General features: G+C 43.4%; 10 protein-coding genes, 18 tRNA genes, 3 rRNA genes and 2 pseudogenes. All 33 read left to right on the forward strand.

Annotation, left to right across the window (positions count from 1 at the left end; genetic code table 11):
• The first annotated feature begins 159 nt into the window (after positions 1–159).
• Positions 160–1,707 (forward strand): 16S ribosomal RNA (locus tag J5M87_RS00075).
• Positions 1,708–1,759: 52 nt separating this feature from the next.
• Positions 1,760–1,832: transfer RNA gene (locus J5M87_RS00080), tRNA-Ala, on the forward strand.
• A gap of 132 nt (positions 1,833–1,964) precedes the next feature.
• Positions 1,965–4,869 (forward strand): 23S ribosomal RNA (locus tag J5M87_RS00085).
• A gap of 114 nt (positions 4,870–4,983) precedes the next feature.
• Positions 4,984–5,099, forward strand: a 5S ribosomal RNA gene (gene rrf / locus J5M87_RS00090).
• Together the 16S, 23S and 5S rRNA genes with 18 tRNA genes alongside form the textbook arrangement of a ribosomal RNA operon.
• A 30-nt stretch (positions 5,100–5,129) precedes the next feature.
• Positions 5,130–5,202, forward strand: a tRNA-Val gene (locus J5M87_RS00095).
• Positions 5,203–5,222: 20 nt separating this feature from the next.
• A tRNA-Asp gene (locus J5M87_RS00100) sits at positions 5,223–5,295 on the forward strand.
• A gap of 64 nt (positions 5,296–5,359) precedes the next feature.
• Positions 5,360–5,432, forward strand: a tRNA-Lys gene (locus J5M87_RS00105).
• A 2-nt stretch (positions 5,433–5,434) separates the two neighbouring features.
• Positions 5,435–5,516 (forward strand) — tRNA-Leu (locus J5M87_RS00110).
• A gap of 15 nt (positions 5,517–5,531) precedes the next feature.
• Positions 5,532–5,604 (forward strand) — tRNA-Thr (locus J5M87_RS00115).
• 13 nt (positions 5,605–5,617) lie between these two features.
• Positions 5,618–5,689 (forward strand) — tRNA-Gly (locus J5M87_RS00120).
• 7 nt (positions 5,690–5,696) lie between these two features.
• Positions 5,697–5,780: transfer RNA gene (locus tag J5M87_RS00125), tRNA-Leu, on the forward strand.
• A gap of 11 nt (positions 5,781–5,791) precedes the next feature.
• Positions 5,792–5,865, forward strand: a tRNA-Arg gene (locus J5M87_RS00130).
• Positions 5,866–5,912: 47 nt separating this feature from the next.
• A tRNA-Pro gene (locus tag J5M87_RS00135) sits at positions 5,913–5,986 on the forward strand.
• A 10-nt stretch (positions 5,987–5,996) separates the two neighbouring features.
• A tRNA-Met gene (locus J5M87_RS00140) sits at positions 5,997–6,070 on the forward strand.
• Positions 6,071–6,081: 11 nt separating this feature from the next.
• Positions 6,082–6,155: transfer RNA gene (locus J5M87_RS00145), tRNA-Ile, on the forward strand.
• A 7-nt stretch (positions 6,156–6,162) separates the two neighbouring features.
• Positions 6,163–6,252: transfer RNA gene (locus J5M87_RS00150), tRNA-Ser, on the forward strand.
• 15 nt (positions 6,253–6,267) lie between these two features.
• A tRNA-Met gene (locus J5M87_RS00155) sits at positions 6,268–6,341 on the forward strand.
• Positions 6,342–6,356: 15 nt separating this feature from the next.
• Positions 6,357–6,429 (forward strand) — tRNA-Phe (locus tag J5M87_RS00160).
• Between the two features lie 9 nt (positions 6,430–6,438).
• Positions 6,439–6,509, forward strand: a tRNA-Gly gene (locus J5M87_RS00165).
• Positions 6,510–6,543: 34 nt separating this feature from the next.
• Positions 6,544–6,617, forward strand: a tRNA-Ile gene (locus J5M87_RS00170).
• 9 nt (positions 6,618–6,626) lie between these two features.
• Positions 6,627–6,714 (forward strand) — tRNA-Ser (locus tag J5M87_RS00175).
• A gap of 76 nt (positions 6,715–6,790) precedes the next feature.
• Positions 6,791–7,621 (forward strand): rod shape-determining protein MreC, encoded by an 831-nt coding sequence (gene mreC, locus J5M87_RS00180; protein WP_154609134.1) that lies wholly within the window; start codon positions 6,791–6,793, stop codon positions 7,619–7,621.
• Positions 7,618–8,130: a rod shape-determining protein MreD gene (gene mreD, locus J5M87_RS00185; protein WP_154609135.1), complete on the forward strand. Its 513-nt coding sequence runs from the start codon at positions 7,618–7,620 to the stop codon at positions 8,128–8,130. Before mreC ends, mreD begins: the two co-directional genes overlap by 4 nt.
• A gap of 84 nt (positions 8,131–8,214) precedes the next feature.
• Positions 8,215–9,375, forward strand: a complete 1,161-nt coding sequence (pcsB, locus tag J5M87_RS00190) for a peptidoglycan hydrolase PcsB (RefSeq protein WP_154609136.1) — start codon at positions 8,215–8,217, stop codon at positions 9,373–9,375.
• A 228-nt stretch (positions 9,376–9,603) separates the two neighbouring features.
• A pseudogene (tnpA, locus tag J5M87_RS00195) lies at positions 9,604–9,953 on the forward strand (IS200/IS605 family transposase).
• A gap of 122 nt (positions 9,954–10,075) precedes the next feature.
• Positions 10,076–11,636 (forward strand): annotated as a pseudogene (locus J5M87_RS00200) (IS1182 family transposase); the annotation flags it as partial.
• A gap of 402 nt (positions 11,637–12,038) precedes the next feature.
• Entirely contained in the window at positions 12,039–13,007 is a 969-nt protein-coding gene (locus tag J5M87_RS00205) for a ribose-phosphate diphosphokinase (protein WP_154608973.1), read from the forward strand.
• A gap of 129 nt (positions 13,008–13,136) precedes the next feature.
• Positions 13,137–14,315, forward strand: a complete 1,179-nt coding sequence (locus J5M87_RS00210) for a pyridoxal phosphate-dependent aminotransferase (RefSeq protein ID WP_154608974.1) — start codon at positions 13,137–13,139, stop codon at positions 14,313–14,315.
• Complete coding sequence (recO, locus tag J5M87_RS00215) at positions 14,302–15,069, forward strand: DNA repair protein RecO (protein WP_154608975.1); 768 nt, start codon at positions 14,302–14,304, stop codon at positions 15,067–15,069. Before J5M87_RS00210 ends, recO begins: the two co-directional genes overlap by 14 nt.
• A 9-nt stretch (positions 15,070–15,078) precedes the next feature.
• Positions 15,079–16,086: a phosphate acyltransferase PlsX gene (gene plsX / locus J5M87_RS00220; RefSeq protein ID WP_154608976.1), complete on the forward strand. Its 1,008-nt coding sequence runs from the start codon at positions 15,079–15,081 to the stop codon at positions 16,084–16,086.
• The gene (locus J5M87_RS00225; RefSeq protein ID WP_160463304.1) at positions 16,079–16,318 is read left to right on the forward strand and encodes a phosphopantetheine-binding protein; all 240 of its coding nucleotides are present in this window, start codon (positions 16,079–16,081) and stop codon (positions 16,316–16,318) included. Before plsX ends, J5M87_RS00225 begins: the two co-directional genes overlap by 8 nt.
• Positions 16,319–17,013: 695 nt before the next feature.
• Positions 17,014–17,721, forward strand: coding sequence for a phosphoribosylaminoimidazolesuccinocarboxamide synthase (gene purC / locus J5M87_RS00230; protein ID WP_154608978.1), 708 nt, complete (start codon positions 17,014–17,016; stop codon positions 17,719–17,721).
• 1 nt (position 17,722) lies between these two features.
• The gene (locus J5M87_RS00235) at positions 17,723–21,448 is read left to right on the forward strand and encodes a phosphoribosylformylglycinamidine synthase (protein ID WP_154608979.1); all 3,726 of its coding nucleotides are present in this window, start codon (positions 17,723–17,725) and stop codon (positions 21,446–21,448) included.
• Positions 21,449–21,455: the final 7 nt, after the last annotated feature.

The raw sequence follows: 21,455 nt of genomic DNA on the forward strand, positions 1-21,455 counted from the left end.
ATACTGATATAGTTGTCGCTTGAGAGAGCGGCAAACAAGACCTTTGAAAATTAAAGAAGACGAACCAAACGTGCAGGGTGGTTTATGGAGACATAAACCGTCAATGAACAAAAAGAACATAAATCTGTCAGATGAACAGAATGAGTGAAGACTCAAACTTTTGATGAGAGTTTGATCCTGGCTCAGGACGAACGCTGGCGGCGTGCCTAATACATGCAAGTAGAACGCTGAAGCTTGGTGCTTGCACCGAGCGGAGGAGTTGCGAACGGGTGAGTAACGCGTAGGTAACCTGCCTGGTAGCGGGGGATAACTATTGGAAACGATAGCTAATACCGCATAATAGTACTTACTGCATGGTAAGTATTTGAAAGGTGCAAGTGCACCACTACTAGATGGACCTGCGTTGTATTAGCTAGTTGGTGAGGTAACGGCTCACCAAGGCGACGATACATAGCCGACCTGAGAGGGTGATCGGCCACACTGGGACTGAGACACGGCCCAGACTCCTACGGGAGGCAGCAGTAGGGAATCTTCGGCAATGGGGGGAACCCTGACCGAGCAACGCCGCGTGAGTGAAGAAGGTTTTCGGATCGTAAAGCTCTGTTGTAAGAGAAGAACGTTAGCGGGAGTGGAAAATCCGCTAAGTGACGGTAACTTACCAGAAAGGGACGGCTAACTACGTGCCAGCAGCCGCGGTAATACGTAGGTCCCGAGCGTTGTCCGGATTTATTGGGCGTAAAGCGAGAGCAGGCGGTTTGATAAGTCAGAAGTAAAAGGCTGTGGCTTAACCATAGTATGCTTTTGAAACTGTCGAACTTGAGTGCAGAAGGGGGGAGTGGAATTCCATGTGTAGCGGTGAAATGCGTAGATATATGGAGGAACACCGGTGGCGAAAGCGGCTCTCTGGTCTGTAACTGACGCTGAGTCTCGAAAGCGTGGGGAGCGAACAGGATTAGATACCCTGGTAGTCCACGCCGTAAACGATGAGTGCTAGGTGTTGGGTCCTTTCCGGGACTCAGTGCCGTAGCTAACGCATTAAGCACTCCGCCTGGGGAGTACGACCGCAAGGTTGAAACTCAAAGGAATTGACGGGGGCCCGCACAAGCGGTGGAGCATGTGGTTTAATTCGAAGCAACGCGAAGAACCTTACCAGGTCTTGACATCCCAGTGACCGTCCTAGAGATAGGATTTTTCTTCGGAACACTGGTGACAGGTGGTGCATGGTTGTCGTCAGCTCGTGTCGTGAGATGTTGGGTTAAGTCCCGCAACGAGCGCAACCCCTATTGTTAGTTGCCATCATTAAGTTGGGCACTCTAGCGAGACTGCCGGTAATAAACCGGAGGAAGGTGGGGATGACGTCAAATCATCATGCCCCTTATGACCTGGGCTACACACGTGCTACAATGGCTGGTACAACGAGTCGCAAGTCGGTGACGACAAGCTAATCTCTTAAAGCCAGTCTCAGTTCGGATTGTAGGCTGCAACTCGCCTACATGAAGTCGGAATCGCTAGTAATCGCGGATCAGCACGCCGCGGTGAATACGTTCCCGGGCCTTGTACACACCGCCCGTCACACCACGAGAGTTTGTAACACCCGAAGTCGGTGAGGTAACCGAAAGGAGCCAGCCGCCTAAGGTGGGATAGATGATTGGGGTGAAGTCGTAACAAGGTAGCCGTATCGGAAGGTGCGGCTGGATCACCTCCTTTCTAAGGAAACGGAACTCTGTACGTAGTCTTCTTTAATTTTGAGAGGTCTTGTGGGGCCTTAGCTCAGCTGGGAGAGCGCCTGCTTTGCACGCAGGAGGTCAGCGGTTCGATCCCGCTAGGCTCCATACAGTCACTGGATGTGATTGTAGGAATTGTCCATTGAAAATTGAATATCTATATCAAATAGTAACAAGAAAATAAACCGAAAACGCTGTGAATTAATGAGTTTTCTAATTTGAAAGAATTAGGTTAAATAAGGTTAAGTTAATAAGGGCGCACGGTGGATGCCTTGGCACTAGGAGCCGAAGAAGGACGTGACTAACGACGAAATGCCTTGGGGAGCTGTAAGTAAGCATTGATCCAGGGATGTCCGAATGGGGGAACCCAACATGTAATGCATGTTATCCATGACTGTTAAGGTCATGCGAAGGAAGACGCAGTGAACTGAAACATCTAAGTAGCTGCAGGAAGAGAAAGCAAAAGCGATTGCCTTAGTAGCGGCGAGCGAAACGGCAGGAGGGCAAACCGAAGAGTTTACTCTTCGGGGTTGTAGGACTGCAATGTGGACTCAGAATTTGTAGAAGAATCCTCTGGGAAGGGGAGCCAAAGAGAGTAAGAGCCTCGTATTCGAAACAGAATCTGTACCTAGCAGAATCCTGAGTACGGCGGGACACGCGAAATCCCGTCGGAATCTGGGAGGACCATCTCCCAACCCTAAATACTCCCTAGTGACCGATAGTGAACCAGTACCGTGAGGGAAAGGTGAAAAGCACCCCGGGAGGGGAGTGAAATAGAACCTGAAACCGTGTGCCTACAACAAGTTCGAGCCCGTTAATGGGTGAGAGCGTGCCTTTTGTAGAATGAACCGGCGAGTTATGATATGATGCGAGGTTAAGTTGAAGAGACGGAGCCGCAGGGAAACCGAGTCTGAATAGGGCGAATTAGTATCATGTTATAGACCCGAAACCATGTGACCTACCCATGAGCAGGTTGAAGGTGCGGTAAAACGCACTGGAGGACCGAACCAGGGCACGTTGAAAAGTGCTTGGATGACTTGTGGGTAGCGGAGAAATTCCAAACGAACTTGGAGATAGCTGGTTCTCTCCGAAATAGCTTTAGGGCTAGCGTCGATGTTAAGTCTCTTGGAGGTAGAGCACTGTTTGGGTGAGGGGTCCATCTCGGATTACCAATCTCAGATAAACTCCGAATGCCAACGAGATATAATCGGCAGTCAGACTGCGAGTGCTAAGATCCGTAGTCGAAAGGGAAACAGCCCAGACCACCAGCTAAGGTCCCAAAATAATTGTTAAGTGGAAAAGGATGTGGGGTTGCACAGACAACTAGGATGTTAGCTTAGAAGCAGCTATTCATTCAAAGAGTGCGTAATAGCTCACTAGTCGAGTGACCCTGCGCCGAAAATGTACCGGGGCTAAAACAATTTACCGAAGCTGTGGATACCTATTTATAGGTATGGTAGGAGAGCGTTCTATGTGTGGAGAAGGTGTACCGTGAGGAGCGCTGGAACGCATAGAAGTGAGAATGCCGGTATGAGTAGCGAAAGATGGGTGAGAATCCCATCCACCGTAAGACTAAGGTTTCCAGGGGAAGGCTCGTCCGCCCTGGGTTAGTCGGGACCTAAGGAGAGACCGAAAGGTGTATCCGATGGCCAACAGGTTGATATTCCTGTACTAGAGTATGAAGTGATGGAGGGACGCAGTAGGCTAACTCAACCGGACGATTGGAAGAGTCCGGCTAATCAGTGAGGCGTGGTATGAGTCAAATGCTTATACCTGTAACGTTGAGCTGTGATGGGGAGCGAAGATTAGTAGCGAAGTGAGTGATGTCACACTGCCAAGAAAAGCTTCTAGCGATGTATCATACTCTACCCGTACCGCAAACCGACACAGGTAGTCGAGGCGAGTAGCCTCAGGTGAGCGAGAGAACTCTCGTTAAGGAACTCGGCAAAATGACCCCGTAACTTCGGGAGAAGGGGTGCTCAGCTAGACTGAGCCGCAGTGAATAGGCCCAAGCAACTGTTTATCAAAAACACAGCTCTCTGCTAAATCGTAAGATGATGTATAGGGGGTGACGCCTGCCCGGTGCTGGAAGGTTAAGAGGAGGGTTTAGCGGTAACGCGAAGATCTGAATTGAAGCCCCAGTAAACGGCGGCCGTAACTATAACGGTCCTAAGGTAGCGAAATTCCTTGTCGGGTAAGTTCCGACCCGCACGAAAGGCGTAATGATTTGGGCACTGTCTCAACGAGAGACTCGGTGAAATTTTAGTACCTGTGAAGATGCAGGTTACCCGCGACAGGACGGAAAGACCCCATGGAGCTTTACTGCAGTTTGATATTGAGTGTCTGTACCACATGTACAGGATAGGTAGGAGCCTAAGAGATCGGGACGTCAGTTTCGAAGGAGGCGTTGTTGGGATACTACCCTTGTGTTATGGCCACTCTAACCCGGATAGGTGATCCCTATCGGAGACAGTGTCTGACGGGCAGTTTGACTGGGGCGGTCGCCTCCTAAAAGGTAACGGAGGCGCCCAAAGGTTCCCTCAGATTGGTTGGAAATCAATCGAAGAGTGTAAAGGTATAAGGGAGCTTGACTGCGAGAGCAACAACTCGAGCAGGGACGAAAGTCGGGCTTAGTGATCCGGTGGTTCCGTATGGAAGGGCCATCGCTCAACGGATAAAAGCTACCCTGGGGATAACAGGCTTATCTCCCCCAAGAGTTCACATCGACGGGGAGGTTTGGCACCTCGATGTCGGCTCGTCGCATCCTGGGGCTGTAGTCGGTCCCAAGGGTTGGGCTGTTCGCCCATTAAAGCGGCACGCGAGCTGGGTTCAGAACGTCGTGAGACAGTTCGGTCCCTATCCGTCGCGGGCGTAGGAAATTTGAGAGGATCTGCTCCTAGTACGAGAGGACCAGAGTGGACTTACCGCTGGTGTACCAGTTGTCTCGCCAGAGGCATCGCTGGGTAGCTATGTAGGGAAGGGATAAACGCTGAAAGCATCTAAGTGTGAAACCCACCTCAAGATGAGATTTCCCATAACGTTAAGTTAGTAAGAGCCCTGAGAGAAGATCAGGTAGATAGGTTGGGAGTGGAAGTTGTGTGAGCAATGGAGCGGACCAATACTAATCGCTCGAGGACTTATCCTAGATAGGTAAAATTCAACGAGAATCACAGTGGAAGAGGTGAAGAACTTGTTAAAGAAGAGTAGATATTCAATTTTGAGTTGACAAAGAGGGAAACCTCGCGTATACTCAAGATAGTTAAGTGACGATAGCCTAGGAGATACACCTGTACCCATGCCGAACACAGCAGTTAAGCCCTAGAACGCCGGAAGTAGTTGGGGGTTGCCCCCTGTGAGATATGGTAGTCGCTTAGCAACGGAGGAGAGATACTCTCCTCACATCAAGGGAGTTTAGCTCAGCTGGGAGAGCATCTGCCTTACAAGCAGAGGGTCAGCGGTTCGATCCCGTTAACTCCCATACGTTATAAAACGTAGGAAGGTCCCGTAGTGTAGCGGTTATCACGTCGCCCTGTCACGGCGAAGATCGCGGGTTCGATTCCCGTCGGGACCGTTCAATTAATGTAATAGATTGATTGAAGTTTGTATCCTTATGATACGATAGCGATTAATAAATCGACTCGTTAGCTCAGTTGGTAGAGCATTTGACTTTTAATCAAAGGGTCGCTGGTTCGAGCCCAGCACGGGTCATTGCGGGTTTGGCGGAATTGGCAGACGCACCAGATTTAGGATCTGGCGCTTTCGGGCGTGGGGGTTCAAGTCCCTTAACCCGCATAAATAGGAAAATAGGCCGGCTTAGCTCAGTTGGTAGAGCATCTGATTTGTAATCAGAGGGTCGCGTGTTCAAGTCATGTAGCCGGCATAGAGGGATAAATGCGAACGTAGTTCAGTGGTAGAACACCACCTTGCCAAGGTGGGGGTCGCGGGTTCGAATCCCGTCGTTCGCTTGAAGAGGCCGGGGTGGCGGAACTGGCAGACGCACAGGACTTAAAATCCTGCGATGGCAACATCGTACCGGTTCGATTCCGGTCCTCGGCATTCAAAGATAGGCACCCTTAGCTCAACTGGATAGAGTACCTGACTACGAATCAGGCGGTTAGAGGTTCGACTCCTCTAGGGTGCATCGCTCGCTTAATGGAACATTAGGGGAGATTTATTTTTAGATAGGAGCGGGAAGTAGCTCAGCTTGGTAGAGTACTTGGTTTGGGACCAAGGTGTCGCAGGTTCGAATCCTGTCTTCCCGATTTCTAATTTGGCGGTGTAGCTCAGCTGGCTAGAGCGTCCGGTTCATACCCGGGAGGTCGGGGGTTCGATCCCCTTCGCCGCTATTGTTTGTGCTGGACCTTTAGCTCAGCTGGTTAGAGCTCTCGGCTCATAACCGAGCGGTCGTAGGTTCAAGTCCTACAAGGTCCATAATATTGGAGGATTACCCAAGTCCGGCTGAAGGGAACGGTCTTGAAAACCGTCAGGCGTGTAAAAGCGTGCGTGGGTTCGAATCCCACATCCTCCTTTTAGATAATAGTAACGCGGGATGGAGCAGCTAGGTAGCTCGTCGGGCTCATAACCCGAAGGTCGTAGGTTCAAATCCTGCTCCCGCAATTTGATTGTGGATTTGGCTCGGTAGCTCAGTTGGTAGAGCAATGGATTGAAGCTCCATGTGTCGGCGGTTCGATTCCGTCTCGCGCCATAATAATAAGCGGGTGTAGTTTAGTGGTAAAACTACAGCCTTCCAAGCTGTTGTCGCGAGTTCGATTCTCGTCACCCGCTTTTGGATTCTTGTCCAAATACCAAACACATGTTTGGGCGCGTAGCTCAGATGGTTAGAGCGCACGCCTGATAAGCGTGAGGTCGGTGGTTCGATTCCACTCGTGCCCATTTATAAGTGGAGAATTACTCAAGAGGCTGAAGAGGACGGTTTGCTAAATCGTTAGGTCGGGTAACTGGCGCAAGGGTTCGAATCCCTTATTCTCCGTTGTTAACGAGATTATCAATTGATATTCTCGTTTTATTGTATTGTAAATTCGTGTTGAGTATGGATGAGGTTGGAAATGAATAAAATTTCTAAGTTGATTGTTGTAAGTTCTGTCTTGCTTGTTCTTTCATTTTCGTTGCTGTTTCTAACCGTTCAAAAGCGGTTATCGATTCCTTTTCTTTCAGAAAGTATTCATACATCGGTTGCGTATATGAATAACTTTATTTCAAAACCAGTTCGCTTTATTTCGGAACAGCGGGATGTAGTCAATCAATTACTTGATACCTATGATGAAAATAAGGAATTAAAGGAGTCCCTATCTTCTTTAGAGGGACAATTGGCGGAATTGGACACTATAAAGAAAGAGAATGATAGCTTACGGCAGACACTAGGAATGGCAGGGACTTATGTAAGTAAGGATATTCGTGTTGGGCTGGTATCGGTTCGGACACCTGTTGCTTGGAATACGCAGTTGACCATTAATCTAGGTCAAAAAGATGGTCTTACGACTGATATGTTAGTTGTATCAAATGGCGGTTTGATTGGGACAATTGAACATATTTATGACCAAGTATCAGATGTCAAATTACTGACCAATTCAGATAAGGTAACGAAAATTCCTGTGAAAATCTCGGCAGGTACATCAGATATTTATGGTATTTTGACGGGTTATGATACAGATTCTAACAGTTTTATTATCAGTCAGTTAAATAGTGTTGCTGAAATTCCAAATGGAACAAATGTGGTTACGAGTGATTTGGCTGGAGCTACTCCTTCTAATGTTCAAATTGGAAAAGTGAGAACAGTAAAAACAAGTACGAGTGATTTGAATCGGGAATTGTACGTTGAGCCAACAGCTAATTTTTCAAATATCTATTCGGTACTCGTAGTAGGTGATGGAAAATGAAAAAATATGTGACGCTTTTATTTCCCTTTATCTTATTATTCTCTTTTTTGTTAGATGGGCAACTATCTACTTTATTGACAAATTTAGTACCGGGTATTATAGCTATTTCTAGTCATCTTTTATTGATTTTAGCTTTAGTTACTGTTAGCTATTTTCCTTTATTCGTCAATCTTCTTTTGTTTACAATTTTGGGATTGGTATACGATATTTATTATCTAAATGTTGTAGGAATTTATATTACTTTATTTCCTTTAGTCGTCTATGTGATTGATTATTTCTATCAGAGTTTAAAATTTAAGCGAGTAACGAATCATATTCTGTTGCTAGTAGTCGTCTTTGTCGTGGAGTTCGGAGCCTTCTTGTTTGCCCGATTGTTTGAAGTAACTAATCTCTCAATGTTTATTTTTGTATTTTATAGCTTAGTACCAACATTGGTCTTTAATTCTTTCTTATTATTGGTAGTGCAACCCTTATTTGAGAGAATAGTTTATATCACGAATAAGACATAAAAATGTAATAATCGCGTAATATATTTACGCGATTTTTTTGATAGAATGATATAGTCAGAAAGAACAGAGGAGCTATACTACGTTATGAAGAAAAAACTTTTAGCAACCTTATTGCTCAGTACGGTTATCTTAACGAGTGCTGGAAATGTATTGGCAGTAAAAGCTAATGATACAGATAGTAAGATTGCAGCACAAGATAATAAAATTAGAGAAATTGCGAATCAACAGGCAAGTGCACAAGCTCAAGTAGATGAGATTCAAGCAAAAGTAGATGAGATTATTGCTGAACAAGCTAGTCTGACTGCTGAAAATGATCGCTTGCAAGCTGAATCACAAGCATTAAGTGCAGAAATTCAAAAGTTGGCAGGGGATATTGTATCACGTGATGAGGCTTTGAAAAAGCAAGCGCGTAGTGCACAGACGGATGGCTCAGCAACTAGTTATATCAATACTATTTTGGATTCTAAGTCGATTGTAGATGCGATTTCTCGTATCAATGCAATGCGTGAAATTGTTGCTGCAAATAATCGTATGCTTGGACAACAAAAGGCTGATAAAGAAGCAATTGTAGAAAAGCAAAAATCAAATCAAGAAGCAATCAATGTTGTTGAAGCAAATTGGAAAAAGTTAGATGATGCTTCTCAAGAATTGAATACACAAAAAGCAGCTTTGAAAGTAGCACAGTTAAATCTTGCAGCTGAAAAGGCGACAGCAGAGGATGAGAAACAAGCCTTGATTGCTGAAAAAGCAGCGGCAGAAGCAGCAGCTCAAGCAGCGGCGGCAGCTCAAGCAGCTTACCGTGCACAACAAGTAGCAGTAGCACAACAGCAACAGCAACCAGTTGTAATGAATATGGTAGCTAGTGCAGTAGCGCCAGCTCCCACAGAAACAGTAGCGGCAGCAACTCCACAAATTTCGTATGATGCAAATAATACATACCCAGTTGGTCAATGCACTTGGGGTGCGAAACAAGTAGCTCCTTGGGTTGGAAATTACTGGGGAAATGCAAACCAATGGTTGTATTCAGCATCTGCCGCAGGTTTCCGTACAGGTTCTACTCCACAAGTTGGAGCAGTTGCGGTTTGGGCTTCAGGTCCTTATGGTCACGTAGCAGTTGTAACTGCAGTGAATGGATCACAAATTAAAGTTGTTGAGTCTAACTATGCAGGTAATCAATATGTATCAGACTTCCGTGGATGGTTTAATCCAGCGGCTGATGGTGTATCAGGCTATATTTATCCGTAATAGGTGATGAAAACTTTGGAATTTTCCAAAGTTTTTTTAGTTATGTGGTTTTAACCCGTCTCGCTCCGATAGGTGCGAGACAAATCAACCACCTGATATGCGGGTGCGCATCGACTGTTATACAAAAAACTCCAAACGCGATACAATAAAGGTGTTCAAGCCTACTGTAAAGCGAAAGGAGATAATGCTATGGCACAAAAGGCACATAGTTTATCACACACAAAATGGATGTGTAAATATCACATTGTGTTTACCCCTAAGTATAGACGAAAAGTCATTTATAATCAATATAGAAGCAGTTTAGGCGAGATATTTCGCCGATTATGCAGTTACAAGGGGGTGGAAATTATAGAAGGACATCTGATGCCAGATCATGTTCACATGTTAGTGAGTATCCCTCCACGGATAAGTGTATCAAGTTTCATGGGATACTTAAAAGGAAAAGTGCCTTAATGATGTTTGATAAACACGCCAATCTCAAATATAAGTTTTGGAATCGCCATTTTTGGGTAGAAGGATATTATGTGAGTACGGTTGATCTCAATGAAGCCACGATAAAGAAATATATTCAAGAGTAAGAAGCTGGGCAAAAACTAGCTGCTCATATATAAAAAACGAGCAATTCCAATTAGGAGTTGCTCGTTTTCCATTTCATGCTTTATAATTATAATAACCACAAAACAACTAGAAAGGCATGAAAATGTATAAACAGTATAACACAAATCAGCTTAGTTTGGAATTAAATATTGCTTGGGACTTACCTGCTACGCATGAGGCACGTCTGATTAGTCAGTTTGTGGATACTATTCCTCAATCCGTTCTCCTAGAAGAAACTTCCCACACAGGTCGTCCTGCCTTTCATCCAGCTATGTTGCTCAAAATGACCCTATTCGCCTATGCTCGCCAAGTTTTCTCTGGTAGAAAAATCCTCCAAATGAATGAGGAAGTCATTCCTATGAAATGGCTGAGTCAGGATACCTACGTCTGTTATCGAACCATAAATAGTTTTCGGGCCTCTACACACGCCAACCAGCTTATCAAAACTGCTTTCATCTACTTCACTCTCCTCCTCAGAGAGAATGGATTGATTGAAGATAAAGCTCTCTTCATTGACGGGACTAAGGTAGAAGCTGATGCCAACAAGTACTCCTTCACGTGGAAAAAGGCCGTTGAGCGCTATGAAGATGCCTTGAATGGAAACATTTCTGCCCTCTATGACAAGCTAGTCCAAGAAGGGGTGAATACTGCCTTGTCCAAGGAAGAATGTCTCACTAGCGAGGGACTAAACCAACTCCTACAAGAGACCGAACAAGTACTAGATGAGTTGGAAAATGCTATCTCACAAGAGCCTAAAGTCATTAAAGGTGGATCGGCCAACAGACAGAAACGAAGAAGAATTAAGAAACTCAAGAGAAAATTGAAAGAGGATTTTCTTGTTCGGAAACAAAAGTACGAACGAGATAAACAGATTTTACAAGAGCGAAATTCCTATTCTAAAACAGATCCTGATGCGACGTTTATGAGGATGAAAGAGGATCATATGAGGAATGGTCAGCTCAAACCTGCTTACAACCTTCAACTTGGTACAAATAGCCAGTTTGCCTTAGCTTACGGATTGTATCCGAATCCAACTGACACTCGTACACTCAAACCTTTTCTTCAATCCATCCAAACCTTAGAACTCTTTCAACACATTGTCGCGGATGCAGGTTATGGTAGTGAAGAAAATTACAGCTTTATCGTTGATAATCTGGAGAAAACGCCCCTAATTCCCTACGGAACATATCAGAAAGAGCAGAAGAAAAGCTACAAGAAGAGTGATGCCAATCCTGAAAACTGGACTTACCTAGAAGATTCTGACCAGTGGATAAAACCAGATGGAGTTGTCTACTCGTTTAAGAATTATTCACGAAGAACGGAAAAGTATGGATTTGAGAAAGATAGTAAGATTTACGAAGCTGATCCTGTACAAGCTAGTGAAGAGTTAGACCAATTAGCACGGACAGAGAAAGGAAACCTCAAACAAATTCAGTATAATCCTACGTGGAACTATTTCAAGAACTTAGTCAAAGAGGAATTGACAAGTAAAGAGGGAGCCCGCATTTATGCCAAACGCAAGGTGGATGTCGAACCTGTATTTGGTAGGATGAAGGGTGTTTTTGGCGTGCGCAGAGTGCATGTCAGAGGTCAAAAAGTGGTTGAAACTGAGATAGGATTCCTCCTAATGAGCATGAATCTCACGAAATTGGCTAAGAAATTAGTCCAAGATAATAGAGATAAAAATAAAAACACAAATAGTTCGGCTGGATTTCATCAAAATCAGCTTGAAGCTATCTGTGTTTTTTATTTACTGGCTAGTTTTTGCCCAGCCTCTTCATGATATAGATTGGATTCTTGAGTGTGAAAGAATATGAAGATCCCTTTAGGGATAGTGGCAAGTAGTACAATTGTCTCTTTGAGAGGCGAGTGACGAGTCAAGAGCAGTGAGGCTTGAACAACGTGAAAGAGAGCAGCATAGGCGCTGGCTGGCAATGTGGGCTTATAGACCCAGTTCAAACCATCCGTTAGACGGGTGGTCATGATTAGTAATTGATTTGATTTTTGTTTGAAAATTGTCTTAAAAAGGTTTAAAATAGTAAAGTAGAAATAAATAGGAGGCTGTCATGGCGTTTTCTGACATAAAGTTGTTTGCCCTTAGTTCTAATCAAAAATTAGCAGCTAGGGTAGCAGAGAAAATGGGGATTTCTTTAGGGAAGTCTACCGTTCGTCAATTTTCAGATGGTGAAATTCAAGTTAATATTGAGGAGTCTATTCGTGGAAGACATGTCTATATTCTTCAATCAACAAGTTCTCCGGTGAATGATCATTTAATGGAGATTTTGATTATGGTAGATGCATTGAAGCGTGCGTCTGCAGAGTCAGTAAATGTCGTTATTCCTTATTATGGTTATGCACGTCAGGATCGGAAAGCACGTGCGCGCGAGCCAATTACTTCTAAATTGGTTGCAAATATGTTAGAAATTGCTGGTGTAGATCGATTGCTGACTATTGATTTGCATGCTGCACAGATTCAAGGTTTCTTTGATATTCCAGTGGATCACTTGATGGGAGCTCCATTGATTGCAGATTACTTCGAGCGTCGTGGTATGGTTGGAGAAGGATATGTTGTCGTATCTCCTGACCATGGAGGGGTGACACGTGCGCGTAAGTTAGCACAGTTCTTGAAAACTCCGATTGCGATTATCGATAAACGTCGTAGTGTTGATAAGATGAATACATCAGAAGTCATGAATATTATTGGAAATATTGAAGGCAAGACTTGTATTTTGATTGATGATATGATTGATACAGCTGGAACAATTTGCCATGCTGCGGATGCCTTGGCAGAAGCTGGTGCGGTAGAAGTGTATGCTTCTTGTACGCATCCGGTCTTGTCTGGACCTGCTATGGATAATATTCAAGGCTCTGCGATTAAGAAATTGGTTGTACTTGATACGATTGAAATTCCTGAAGAACGTTTAATTGATAAGATTGAACGAATTTCGACAGCTGACTTATTAGCTGAGGCTATTATTCGGATTCATGAAAAACGTCCATTGTCACCATTGTTTGAAACGGTGAAGGATAAATAATAAGGGAAGGTTGGAACCTGGGTTTCAGCCTTTTATTCATATAGTAGATTTTGTCTCAGGTAAAAATAGTGGTATAATGTGATGTATAGTCAAAAAAGAATGATATAGCACTGGAAAGAGAGGTAGTGTATGAACTTACGTCATCGTTTTAATCAGAATTTGAACCGGATTGAAGTGTCAATGATTCGTCAGTTTGATCAAGCCATTTCAGATATTCCTGGTATTTTAAAACTAACGCTGGGAGAGCCTGATTTTACAACACCTGATCATGTTAAGGAAGCAGCAAAGGCTGCCATTGATGCCAACCAGAGTCATTACACAGGGATGGCTGGGTTATTGGAGTTGCGGCAGGCAGCAGCAGAATTTGTAGCAGAAAAATACAATCTGTCCTACAATCCTATGAATGAAATTTTGGTTACAATTGGTGCGACGGAAGCCCTATCTGCTAGTTTAGTGGCTATCTTGGAACCTGGAGATAAGGTATTGCTCCCAGCACCTGCCTATCCGGGTTATGAGCCGATTGTGAATATGGTAGGCGCAGATATTGTTGAGATTGATACGACCGAAAATGACTTTGTCTTAACACCTGAGATGTTAGAGAAAACCATTATTGAGCAAGGAGAGAAACTCAAGGCAGTGATTCTTAATTATCCTGCGAATCCGACAGGGGTGACCTATTCTCGGGAACAAATTCAGGCTTTTGCAGAAGTCTTGAAGAAATATCCTATCTTTGTCTTGTCTGATGAGGTTTATGCAGAATTGACCTATACAGGAGAGCCCCATGTGTCGATTGCAGAATTCTTACCTGAGCAGACGATTTTGATTCAAGGCTTGTCTAAATCGCATGCCATGACTGGCTGGCGGATTGGGCTCATTATGTCGTGTGCGGAGATTGTTGCACAGGTGATTAAAAGTCATCAATACTTGGTGACAGCTGCTGCGACAGCTATGCAATATGGCGCCTTAGAAGCCTTGAAAAATGGAAAAGATGATGCGCTTCCGATGCGTCATGAATATGTCAAACGCAGGGATTATCTGATTGAAAAAATGACAGGGCTTGGATTTGGGATTATCAAACCAGAAGGGGCTTTTTATATCTTTGCTAAGATTCCTGACAGATATCCTCAAGATTCCTTTAGCTTCTTGCAAGAATTTGCTCGAAAAAAAGCAGTTGCCTTTATTCCAGGTGCAGCCTTTGGTCGCTACGGTGAGGGTTATATTCGCATTTCTTATGCGGCAAGCATGGAGACTATTGAACAGGCAATGGTACGGTTGAAAGAATTTATGGCAGAATATGGAGCGGATTGAAACAAGGGGAATCGTTCTGTATAATCGGGATTTTCGTGAAGCGGATAAATTGGTCAAAATTTTCACAGAACAAGCTGGGAAACGAATGTTTTTCGTGAAACATGTAGCTAAGTCCAAGTTAACAGCTGCGATTCAGCCCTTGACTTATGCAGATTTTATTGTAAAAATCAATGATGAGGGTTTGAGTTATATTGAAGATTTTCATCAGGTTCAACCTTTTCGGCAACTGAATGAGGATATTTTTCGATTAAGTTATGCGACCTATATTTTGGCCTTGGCAGATGCTTGTTTGCAGGATAAGATGCACGATGCAGCTCTATTTGCTTTTTTGGTCAAAACCTTAGAGTTAATGGAGTCGGGACTGGATTATGAGATTTTAACCAATATTTTTGAAATCCAGATTTTAAGCCGATTTGGGGTTTCCTTGAATGTTCATGAGTGTGCTTTTTGCCACCGTGTAGGCCTTCCCTTTGATTATTCATATCAGTATTCGGGAGTCTTATGCCCGCAGCATTGTCATGAAGATGAGAGGCGTCTACATTTGGATCCCAATGTACTCTATCTGATTGACCAATTTCAGGCTATTTCCTTTAAGGATTTGGAGCGGATTTCAGTTAAGGATGAGATGAAGCGAAAGTTACGCTTATTTATCGATCAACTTTATGACGAGTATGTGGGGATTCACCTAAAATCAAAGAAATTTATTGATGATCTGTCTTCTTGGGGGCAGTTACTGAAACAAACAGAAAAATGAGGAATCAAGATGAAACGGATTGCGGTTGATGCAATGGGTGGAGACCGTGCTCCACAGGCTATTGTAGAAGGGGTAAATCAAGCTCTTGCTGCTTTTTCAGATATTGACATTCAATTGTATGGTGATGAGGCGAAAATTAAGCCTCTCTTAAAGAGTATGGACCGAGTATCGATTATTCATACAGAAGAAAAAATTGAATCAAACGATGAGCCGGTCAAGGCCATTCGCCGGAAGAAAAATGCTTCCATGGTGCTTGCGACAAAGGCTGTGAAGACAGGGGAAGCCGATGCGGTTATTTCTGCTGGAAATACGGGTGCCCTCCTTGCTGCGGGTGTATTTGTGGTTGGCCGTTTGAAACAGATTGACCGCCCTGGTTTATTGTCAACCTTACCAACAATGGATGGAAAAGGCTTTGATATGATGGATTTAGGAGCAAATGCAGAAAATACAGCTCATCATTTACATCAGTATGCGATTTTAGGGTCTTTCTATGCTCAATATGTACGAGGAATCGCTTGTCCACGGGTGGCCTTACTAAACAATGGGACGGAAGAATCAAAAGGGACTCCTGTTCATAAAGAAGCTTATGAGTTGTTATCACAGGATAAAAGCATTCATTTTATCGGTAATGTTGAGGCGCGTGAATTGCTAAATGGTGTTGCAGATGTGGTTGTTACCGATGGTTTCACGGGAAACGCTGTCCTAAAAACGATTGAAGGAACGGCAAAAAGTGTCCTCAATCAATTGACTTCTGCGATTAAAAATGGTAGCTTGCTTGCTAAGATAGGTGGCTTACTCTTGAAGCCAACATTGAAATCAGCCTTAGGGGCTTTGGACTATAAAAAAGCTGGTGGAGCGGTACTGCTAGGCTTGAAAGCTCCTGTTATTAAAGCCCATGGTTCAAGTGATGCGGCAGCAATTTACTATACCATTCGTCAAACAAGAATGATGATAGAAGCTGGAATTGTCCAGAAATCAGTGGAGCGTTTTTCACATGAGGAGGAGACGAGTGACTAAAGAAGAAATTTATCAGAGAATGGAAGAAATTCTGATAGAAGAAAAAGGTGAAGGCCTTGAGCTTCGTCCTGATTTAATGGTTACTGAGGAGTTAGCAGAAGATTCTGTAGAGGTGATGGAATTGGTGTTGTCCTTAGAGGATGAATTCCAGATTACGATTTCGGATGAAGCCATTGAAGAATTTGAAACCTTAGCAGATATTGTAGACTATATTGAACAGCGAGTGGATTAAATTAGAACCTGTATTCATAAGTGAAGTAATTCTAATCGGGAGCTTATTTTACGATAATCAAGGCGTTTTTTTGAAGGAATACTGACTGTATTTCGAAAAAAAGCAACGATGAGTAGTGAAAAATAAGCCCTGAAGAGAGTTGCTGAGCTGTGAATACAGGTTTTTATAGTGAATTGAATAAAGGTTAGGACATCGTTATACTCGTCAAAAATCAAAGTCTGACGTCGTTAACTCACCTTGCTTCAACAGTTTAGTGGACTGTTGTGTTGAAGGTTGGAAATAAGGATTGTGCAATAATCCTCAGCTATCATTAGTCCGAACTAGTGGTTCAGTGGAGACGAGCTATGCTCGCTCTATTTCTCACCTTCCACAATTCTCAATTGCAAGGGGCGAGCTACACTCGTTCTATTTCCAGCCTTCCACAATTCTCAATTGTGGAAGCTAGTCAGATTTTGATTTTTATAGAGTATTAAGTCGCTTTGATGAACGCCAGTTCTATCTGCAGCTTTTTCCTTGTCCTATTCCTTTCTCAATCTACTATATATTTATTTACGAAAACAAATAAAACGTTCGTCTTTTGACGGACGTTTTGTGGTTTTTTATAGTATAAAACCGATATTTTCTTGAATTAGCGAATATTGTGTGCTAGAATATAGCAAAATACAAAAAATATAAAAGTAAAGGCGAACAATAATATGAAACAATCATTGTTATATTCGGGAAAAGCTAAGGATCTGTATGCAACAGAAAATGATGAGGTGATTGTTGCAGTTTATAAGGACCAGGCGACGGCTTTAAATGGGTTAAAAAAGGAACAAGTGCTTGGTAAGGGGCAATTGAACAATCAGATTTCGTCTTTGATTTTTGAAAAATTAAATCGAGCAGGAATTGCCACTCACTTTTTAGAAAAACTATCAGATACGGAGCAACTGAATAAAAAAGTAGCGATTATCCCGCTAGAAGTAGTATTGCGAAATTATACAGCGGGCTCATTTTCAAAGCGCTTTGGTGTGGCAGAAGGGCTCAAGTTGGTAGAGCCAATTGTAGAATTTTATTACAAGAAAGATGAGCTAGATGACCCTTTTATCAATGATGAACATGTAGCTTTTCTGGATATTGCTTCAACCGAAGAACTTGGTTATATCAAGGCAGAAACGAGGAAAATCAATCAATTATTGATAGAGTGGTTTGCAGCTATTGGCTTGACCTTGATTGATTTCAAGCTGGAATTTGGGAAGGATCGGAATGGCAAGATTATTTTAGCAGATGAATTTTCTCCAGATAATTGTAGGCTCTGGGATGCCGAAGGACACCATATGGATAAGGATGTTTTTCGCCGTGGGCTAGGAAATATGACGGATGTGTATCAAATTGTATGGGAAAAATTACAGGAGTTGGATTAAGATGGAGAAACGAATTTTTGTAGAAAAAAAAGCTGGTTTTCAAATCAAGGCAGAGAGTTTATTGAGGGAATTGCAGGAGCGTTTAAGCGTTGACTCATTGACGAATGTACGCTTGGTGCAGGTCTATGATGTCTTTGGTCTGAGTGAAGATTTGATGACACTAGCTGAGGAGCGTGTTTTTTCAGAAAAAGTAACAGATATTGTATTGTCAGAGCAAGAAGTGGCAGAAAGTCTTGCTGCTAGTCGTTTCTTTGCGATTGAAGCTCTTCCTGGTCAATTTGATCAGCGTGCAGCGAGCAGTCAGGAAGCCCTGTTTCTTTTAGGCGCAGGTAGTGATGTACTAGTAAAAACTGCTCAGCTCTATCTTTTAAATGCTGATACGAGCGATGAGGATGTAGCAGCGATTCAGGATTATTTGCTCAATCCTGTCGATTCTCGTTTTAAGGATGTTACGAAAGAGTTGGAAGATCCTAATTTCTCCAGTTCGAATACGGTTATTCCAGTGCTTGATTTTTTCAAGGATTACACAGAGGCTGATTTTGCTCAGTATAAACAAGATCAAGGACTTGCTATGGAAGTAGCTGATTTGCTCTTTATTCAAGATTATTTTGCTTCGATTGGGCGTTGTCCGACGGAAACAGAGTTGAAGGTTTTGGATACCTATTGGTCAGATCATTGTCGTCACACAACCTTTGAGACAGAATTGCGTCAGATTGATTTTTCAGCATCACAATTTCAACATCAATTGCAGGCGACCTATGAGAAATATCTTGCAATGAGAACAGAATTAGGTCGTGACAATAAACCACAAACCTTGATGGATATGGCAACGATTTTTGGACGGTATGAACGAGCAAATGGCCGTTTGGATGACCTTGAAGTATCCGATGAAATCAATGCCTGCTCAGTAGAGATTGAAGTAGATGTGAATGGGGTAAAAGAGCCATGGCTACTCATGTTTAAAAATGAAACCCATAATCATCCGACAGAAATCGAGCCTTTTGGTGGTGCTGCAACCTGTATTGGCGGAGCTATTCGCGATCCGCTCTCAGGTCGTTCTTATGTCTATCAAGCCATGCGAATTTCAGGGGCGGGTGATATTACCCAACCCTTGTCTCAGACTCGCTCAGGAAAATTACCACAGCAGGTTATTTCAAAAACGGCAGCCCATGGTTATTCTTCTTATGGAAACCAAATTGGTCTCGCAACGACTTATGTCCGAGAATATTTTCATCCAGGTTTTGTCGCAAAGCGGATGGAGTTAGGTGCTGTTGTTGGTGCTGCTCCTCGTGAAAATGTGATTCGTGAAAAACCAGTAGCAGGGGACGTCATCATTCTTCTTGGTGGGAAAACTGGTCGAGATGGGATTGGTGGAGCGACAGGATCGTCAAAAGTTCAGACGGCTACATCTGTTGAAACAGCCGGTGCAGAGGTTCAAAAAGGAAATGCCATTGAAGAGCGGAAAATTCAACGACTTTTTCGAGAGAAAGAAGTGACCCGTCTGATTAAAAAATCCAATGACTTTGGAGCAGGCGGAGTCTGCGTTGCAATTGGGGAGTTGGCAGACGGTTTAGAGATTGATTTGGATAAGATACCACTCAAATACCAGGGATTGAATGGGACAGAAATTGCTATTTCAGAAAGTCAAGAGCGTATGGCAGTCGTTGTTGCGCCAGAAAATGTGAAGACTTTCATCACCTTTGCAGCCAAAGAAAATATCCTAGCTGTCCCTGTAGCAACTGTGACAGAAACTGCAAATCTTGTCATGACTTGGAAAGGGCAGAAGATTGTCGATATTGAACGTTCTTTCCTTGATAGTAATGGTGTGCGAGTAGTTGTGGATGCGAAGGTTACAGATAGTCCATGTGTTCTGCCAGAGCAATGCGTAACCTCCATCCATACATTGAAAGAGGATGTGCAGTTTGTATTATCTGATTTAAATCATGCTAGTCAAAAGGGCTTACAAACCATTTTTGATAGTTCCGTAGGTCGTTCAACGGTCAATCATCCTCTTGGTGGTCGCTATCAAATGACACCGTCGGAAAGTTCCGTTCAGAAATTGCCAGTTGCGCATGGTGTGACAGAAACCGTTTCTGTGATGGCACAAGGGTACAATCCCTTGATTGCAGAATGGTCTCCCTACCACGGAGCAGCCTATGCGGTCATTGAAGCAACCAGTCGCTTGGTGGCAACAGGAAGTGATTGGGAAAAAGCCCGTTTCTCTTATCAAGAATATTTTGAGAGAATGGACAAGCAGGCAGAACGTTTTGGAAAACCAGTCGCTGCGCTTCTTGGCTCTATTGAAGCTCAGATTCAACTAGGTCTCCCATCAATTGGGGGAAAAGATTCGATGTCTGGAACATTTGAAGAATTAACCGTTCCTCCGACCTTAGTAGCCTTCGGAGTGACGACTTCAACTGTTGGACGGATTTTATCGCCAGAATTTAAGGCTACTGGAGAATACATCTATTACATTCCAGGGACCTCTATTTCTGCAGAAATTGATTTTGAGACTATAAAAGAAAATTTCAAAACCTTCACTCACATTCAAGCAAAACACAAGATAACAGCTGCAGCTGCTGTGAAATACGGGGGCGTAGCAGAAACACTTGCGCTTATGGCCTTTGGCAACCAGATTGGAGCAAGCGTTGACCTTCCTCAGCTTGAAAGAAGCTTACAGGGGCAGTTGGGTGGCTTTGTCTTTGCTAGCCCAGATGAGATTGAGGGAGTTTTGAAAATCGGACAGACAACGAGTGAAGCAAGCCTCGTCATCAATGGTGTTGATTTACCGATTGCTGATTTGTTAGCAAGTTTTGAGAGGACTTTCGAGGATATTTATCCGACTGTATTTGAGCAGGACAGCCTTATGGCAGAAGTAGCACCAGTTGTGACCGATTTTGTGCGTGAAAATAAAGAAACAATCAGCCAACCCTTGGTGTATATTCCCGTTTTTCCAGGAACAAACTCAGAGTATGATTCTGCTAAGGCCTTTGAACAAGTTGGTGCTAAGGTGCGCTTAGAACCATTTGTAACGCTGGATGAAGCAGCACTGGCTCAGTCTGTTGAGAGAATGGTTCAATCCATTAGCAAAGCCCACATTCTCTTTTTTGCAGGTGGATTTTCAGCGGCAGATGAGCCAGACGGATCTGCAAAATTTATTGTGAATATTTTGCTCAATGAAAACATAAGGGCTGCGATTGACGCATTTATTGCGCGTGGTGGTCTGATTATCGGTATTTGTAATGGATTCCAAGCTCTTGTCAAATCAGGTCTTCTTCCTTATGGTAATTTTGAAGAGGCAGGCGAGACGAGCCCAACTCTCTTTTACAATGATGCCAATCAGCATGTAGCGAAAATGGTGGAAACGCGTATTGCAAATACCAATTCACCGTGGTTAGCTGGTATGGAAGTAGGTGCTATTCATGCCATTCCAGTATCACATGGAGAGGGGAAATTCGTTGTGACAGAAGCAGAATTTAGAGAACTTCGTGATCAAGGGCAGATATTCAGCCAGTATGTAGATTTTGAAGGGCAGCCAAGTATGGATAGTCGTTACAATCCAAATGGCTCCTTCTATGCGATTGAAGGGATTACCAGCAAGAACGGACAAATCATTGGAAAAATGGGACATTCTGAACGTTATGAAACTGGTTTGTTCCAAAATATTCCGGGAGAAAAAGACCAGAAGCTGTTTGAAAGTGCTGTACGGTATTTCACAAAGAAATAAGAGGATG

Origin of the sequence: Streptococcus sp. zg-86 (genome assembly GCF_017639855.1) — a bacterium.
In the GTDB taxonomy this organism is placed as follows: domain Bacteria; phylum Bacillota; class Bacilli; order Lactobacillales; family Streptococcaceae; genus Streptococcus; species Streptococcus zhangguiae.

Excerpts from the sequence above, each read along its gene's own strand:
- mreC (WP_154609134.1), top strand. The coding sequence starts at position 6,791 with ATGAATAAAATTTCTAAGTTGATTGTTGTAAGTTCTGTCTTGCTTGTT.
- mreD (WP_154609135.1), top strand. The coding sequence starts at position 7,618 with ATGAAAAAATATGTGACGCTTTTATTTCCCTTTATCTTATTATTCTCT.
- pcsB (WP_154609136.1), top strand. The coding sequence starts at position 8,215 with ATGAAGAAAAAACTTTTAGCAACCTTATTGCTCAGTACGGTTATCTTA.
- J5M87_RS00205 (WP_154608973.1), top strand. The coding sequence starts at position 12,039 with ATGGCGTTTTCTGACATAAAGTTGTTTGCCCTTAGTTCTAATCAAAAA.
- J5M87_RS00210 (WP_154608974.1), top strand. The coding sequence starts at position 13,137 with ATGAACTTACGTCATCGTTTTAATCAGAATTTGAACCGGATTGAAGTG.
- recO (WP_154608975.1), top strand. The coding sequence starts at position 14,302 with ATGGAGCGGATTGAAACAAGGGGAATCGTTCTGTATAATCGGGATTTT.
- plsX (WP_154608976.1), top strand. The coding sequence starts at position 15,079 with ATGAAACGGATTGCGGTTGATGCAATGGGTGGAGACCGTGCTCCACAG.
- purC (WP_154608978.1), top strand. The coding sequence starts at position 17,014 with ATGAAACAATCATTGTTATATTCGGGAAAAGCTAAGGATCTGTATGCA.
- J5M87_RS00235 (WP_154608979.1), top strand. The coding sequence starts at position 17,723 with ATGGAGAAACGAATTTTTGTAGAAAAAAAAGCTGGTTTTCAAATCAAG.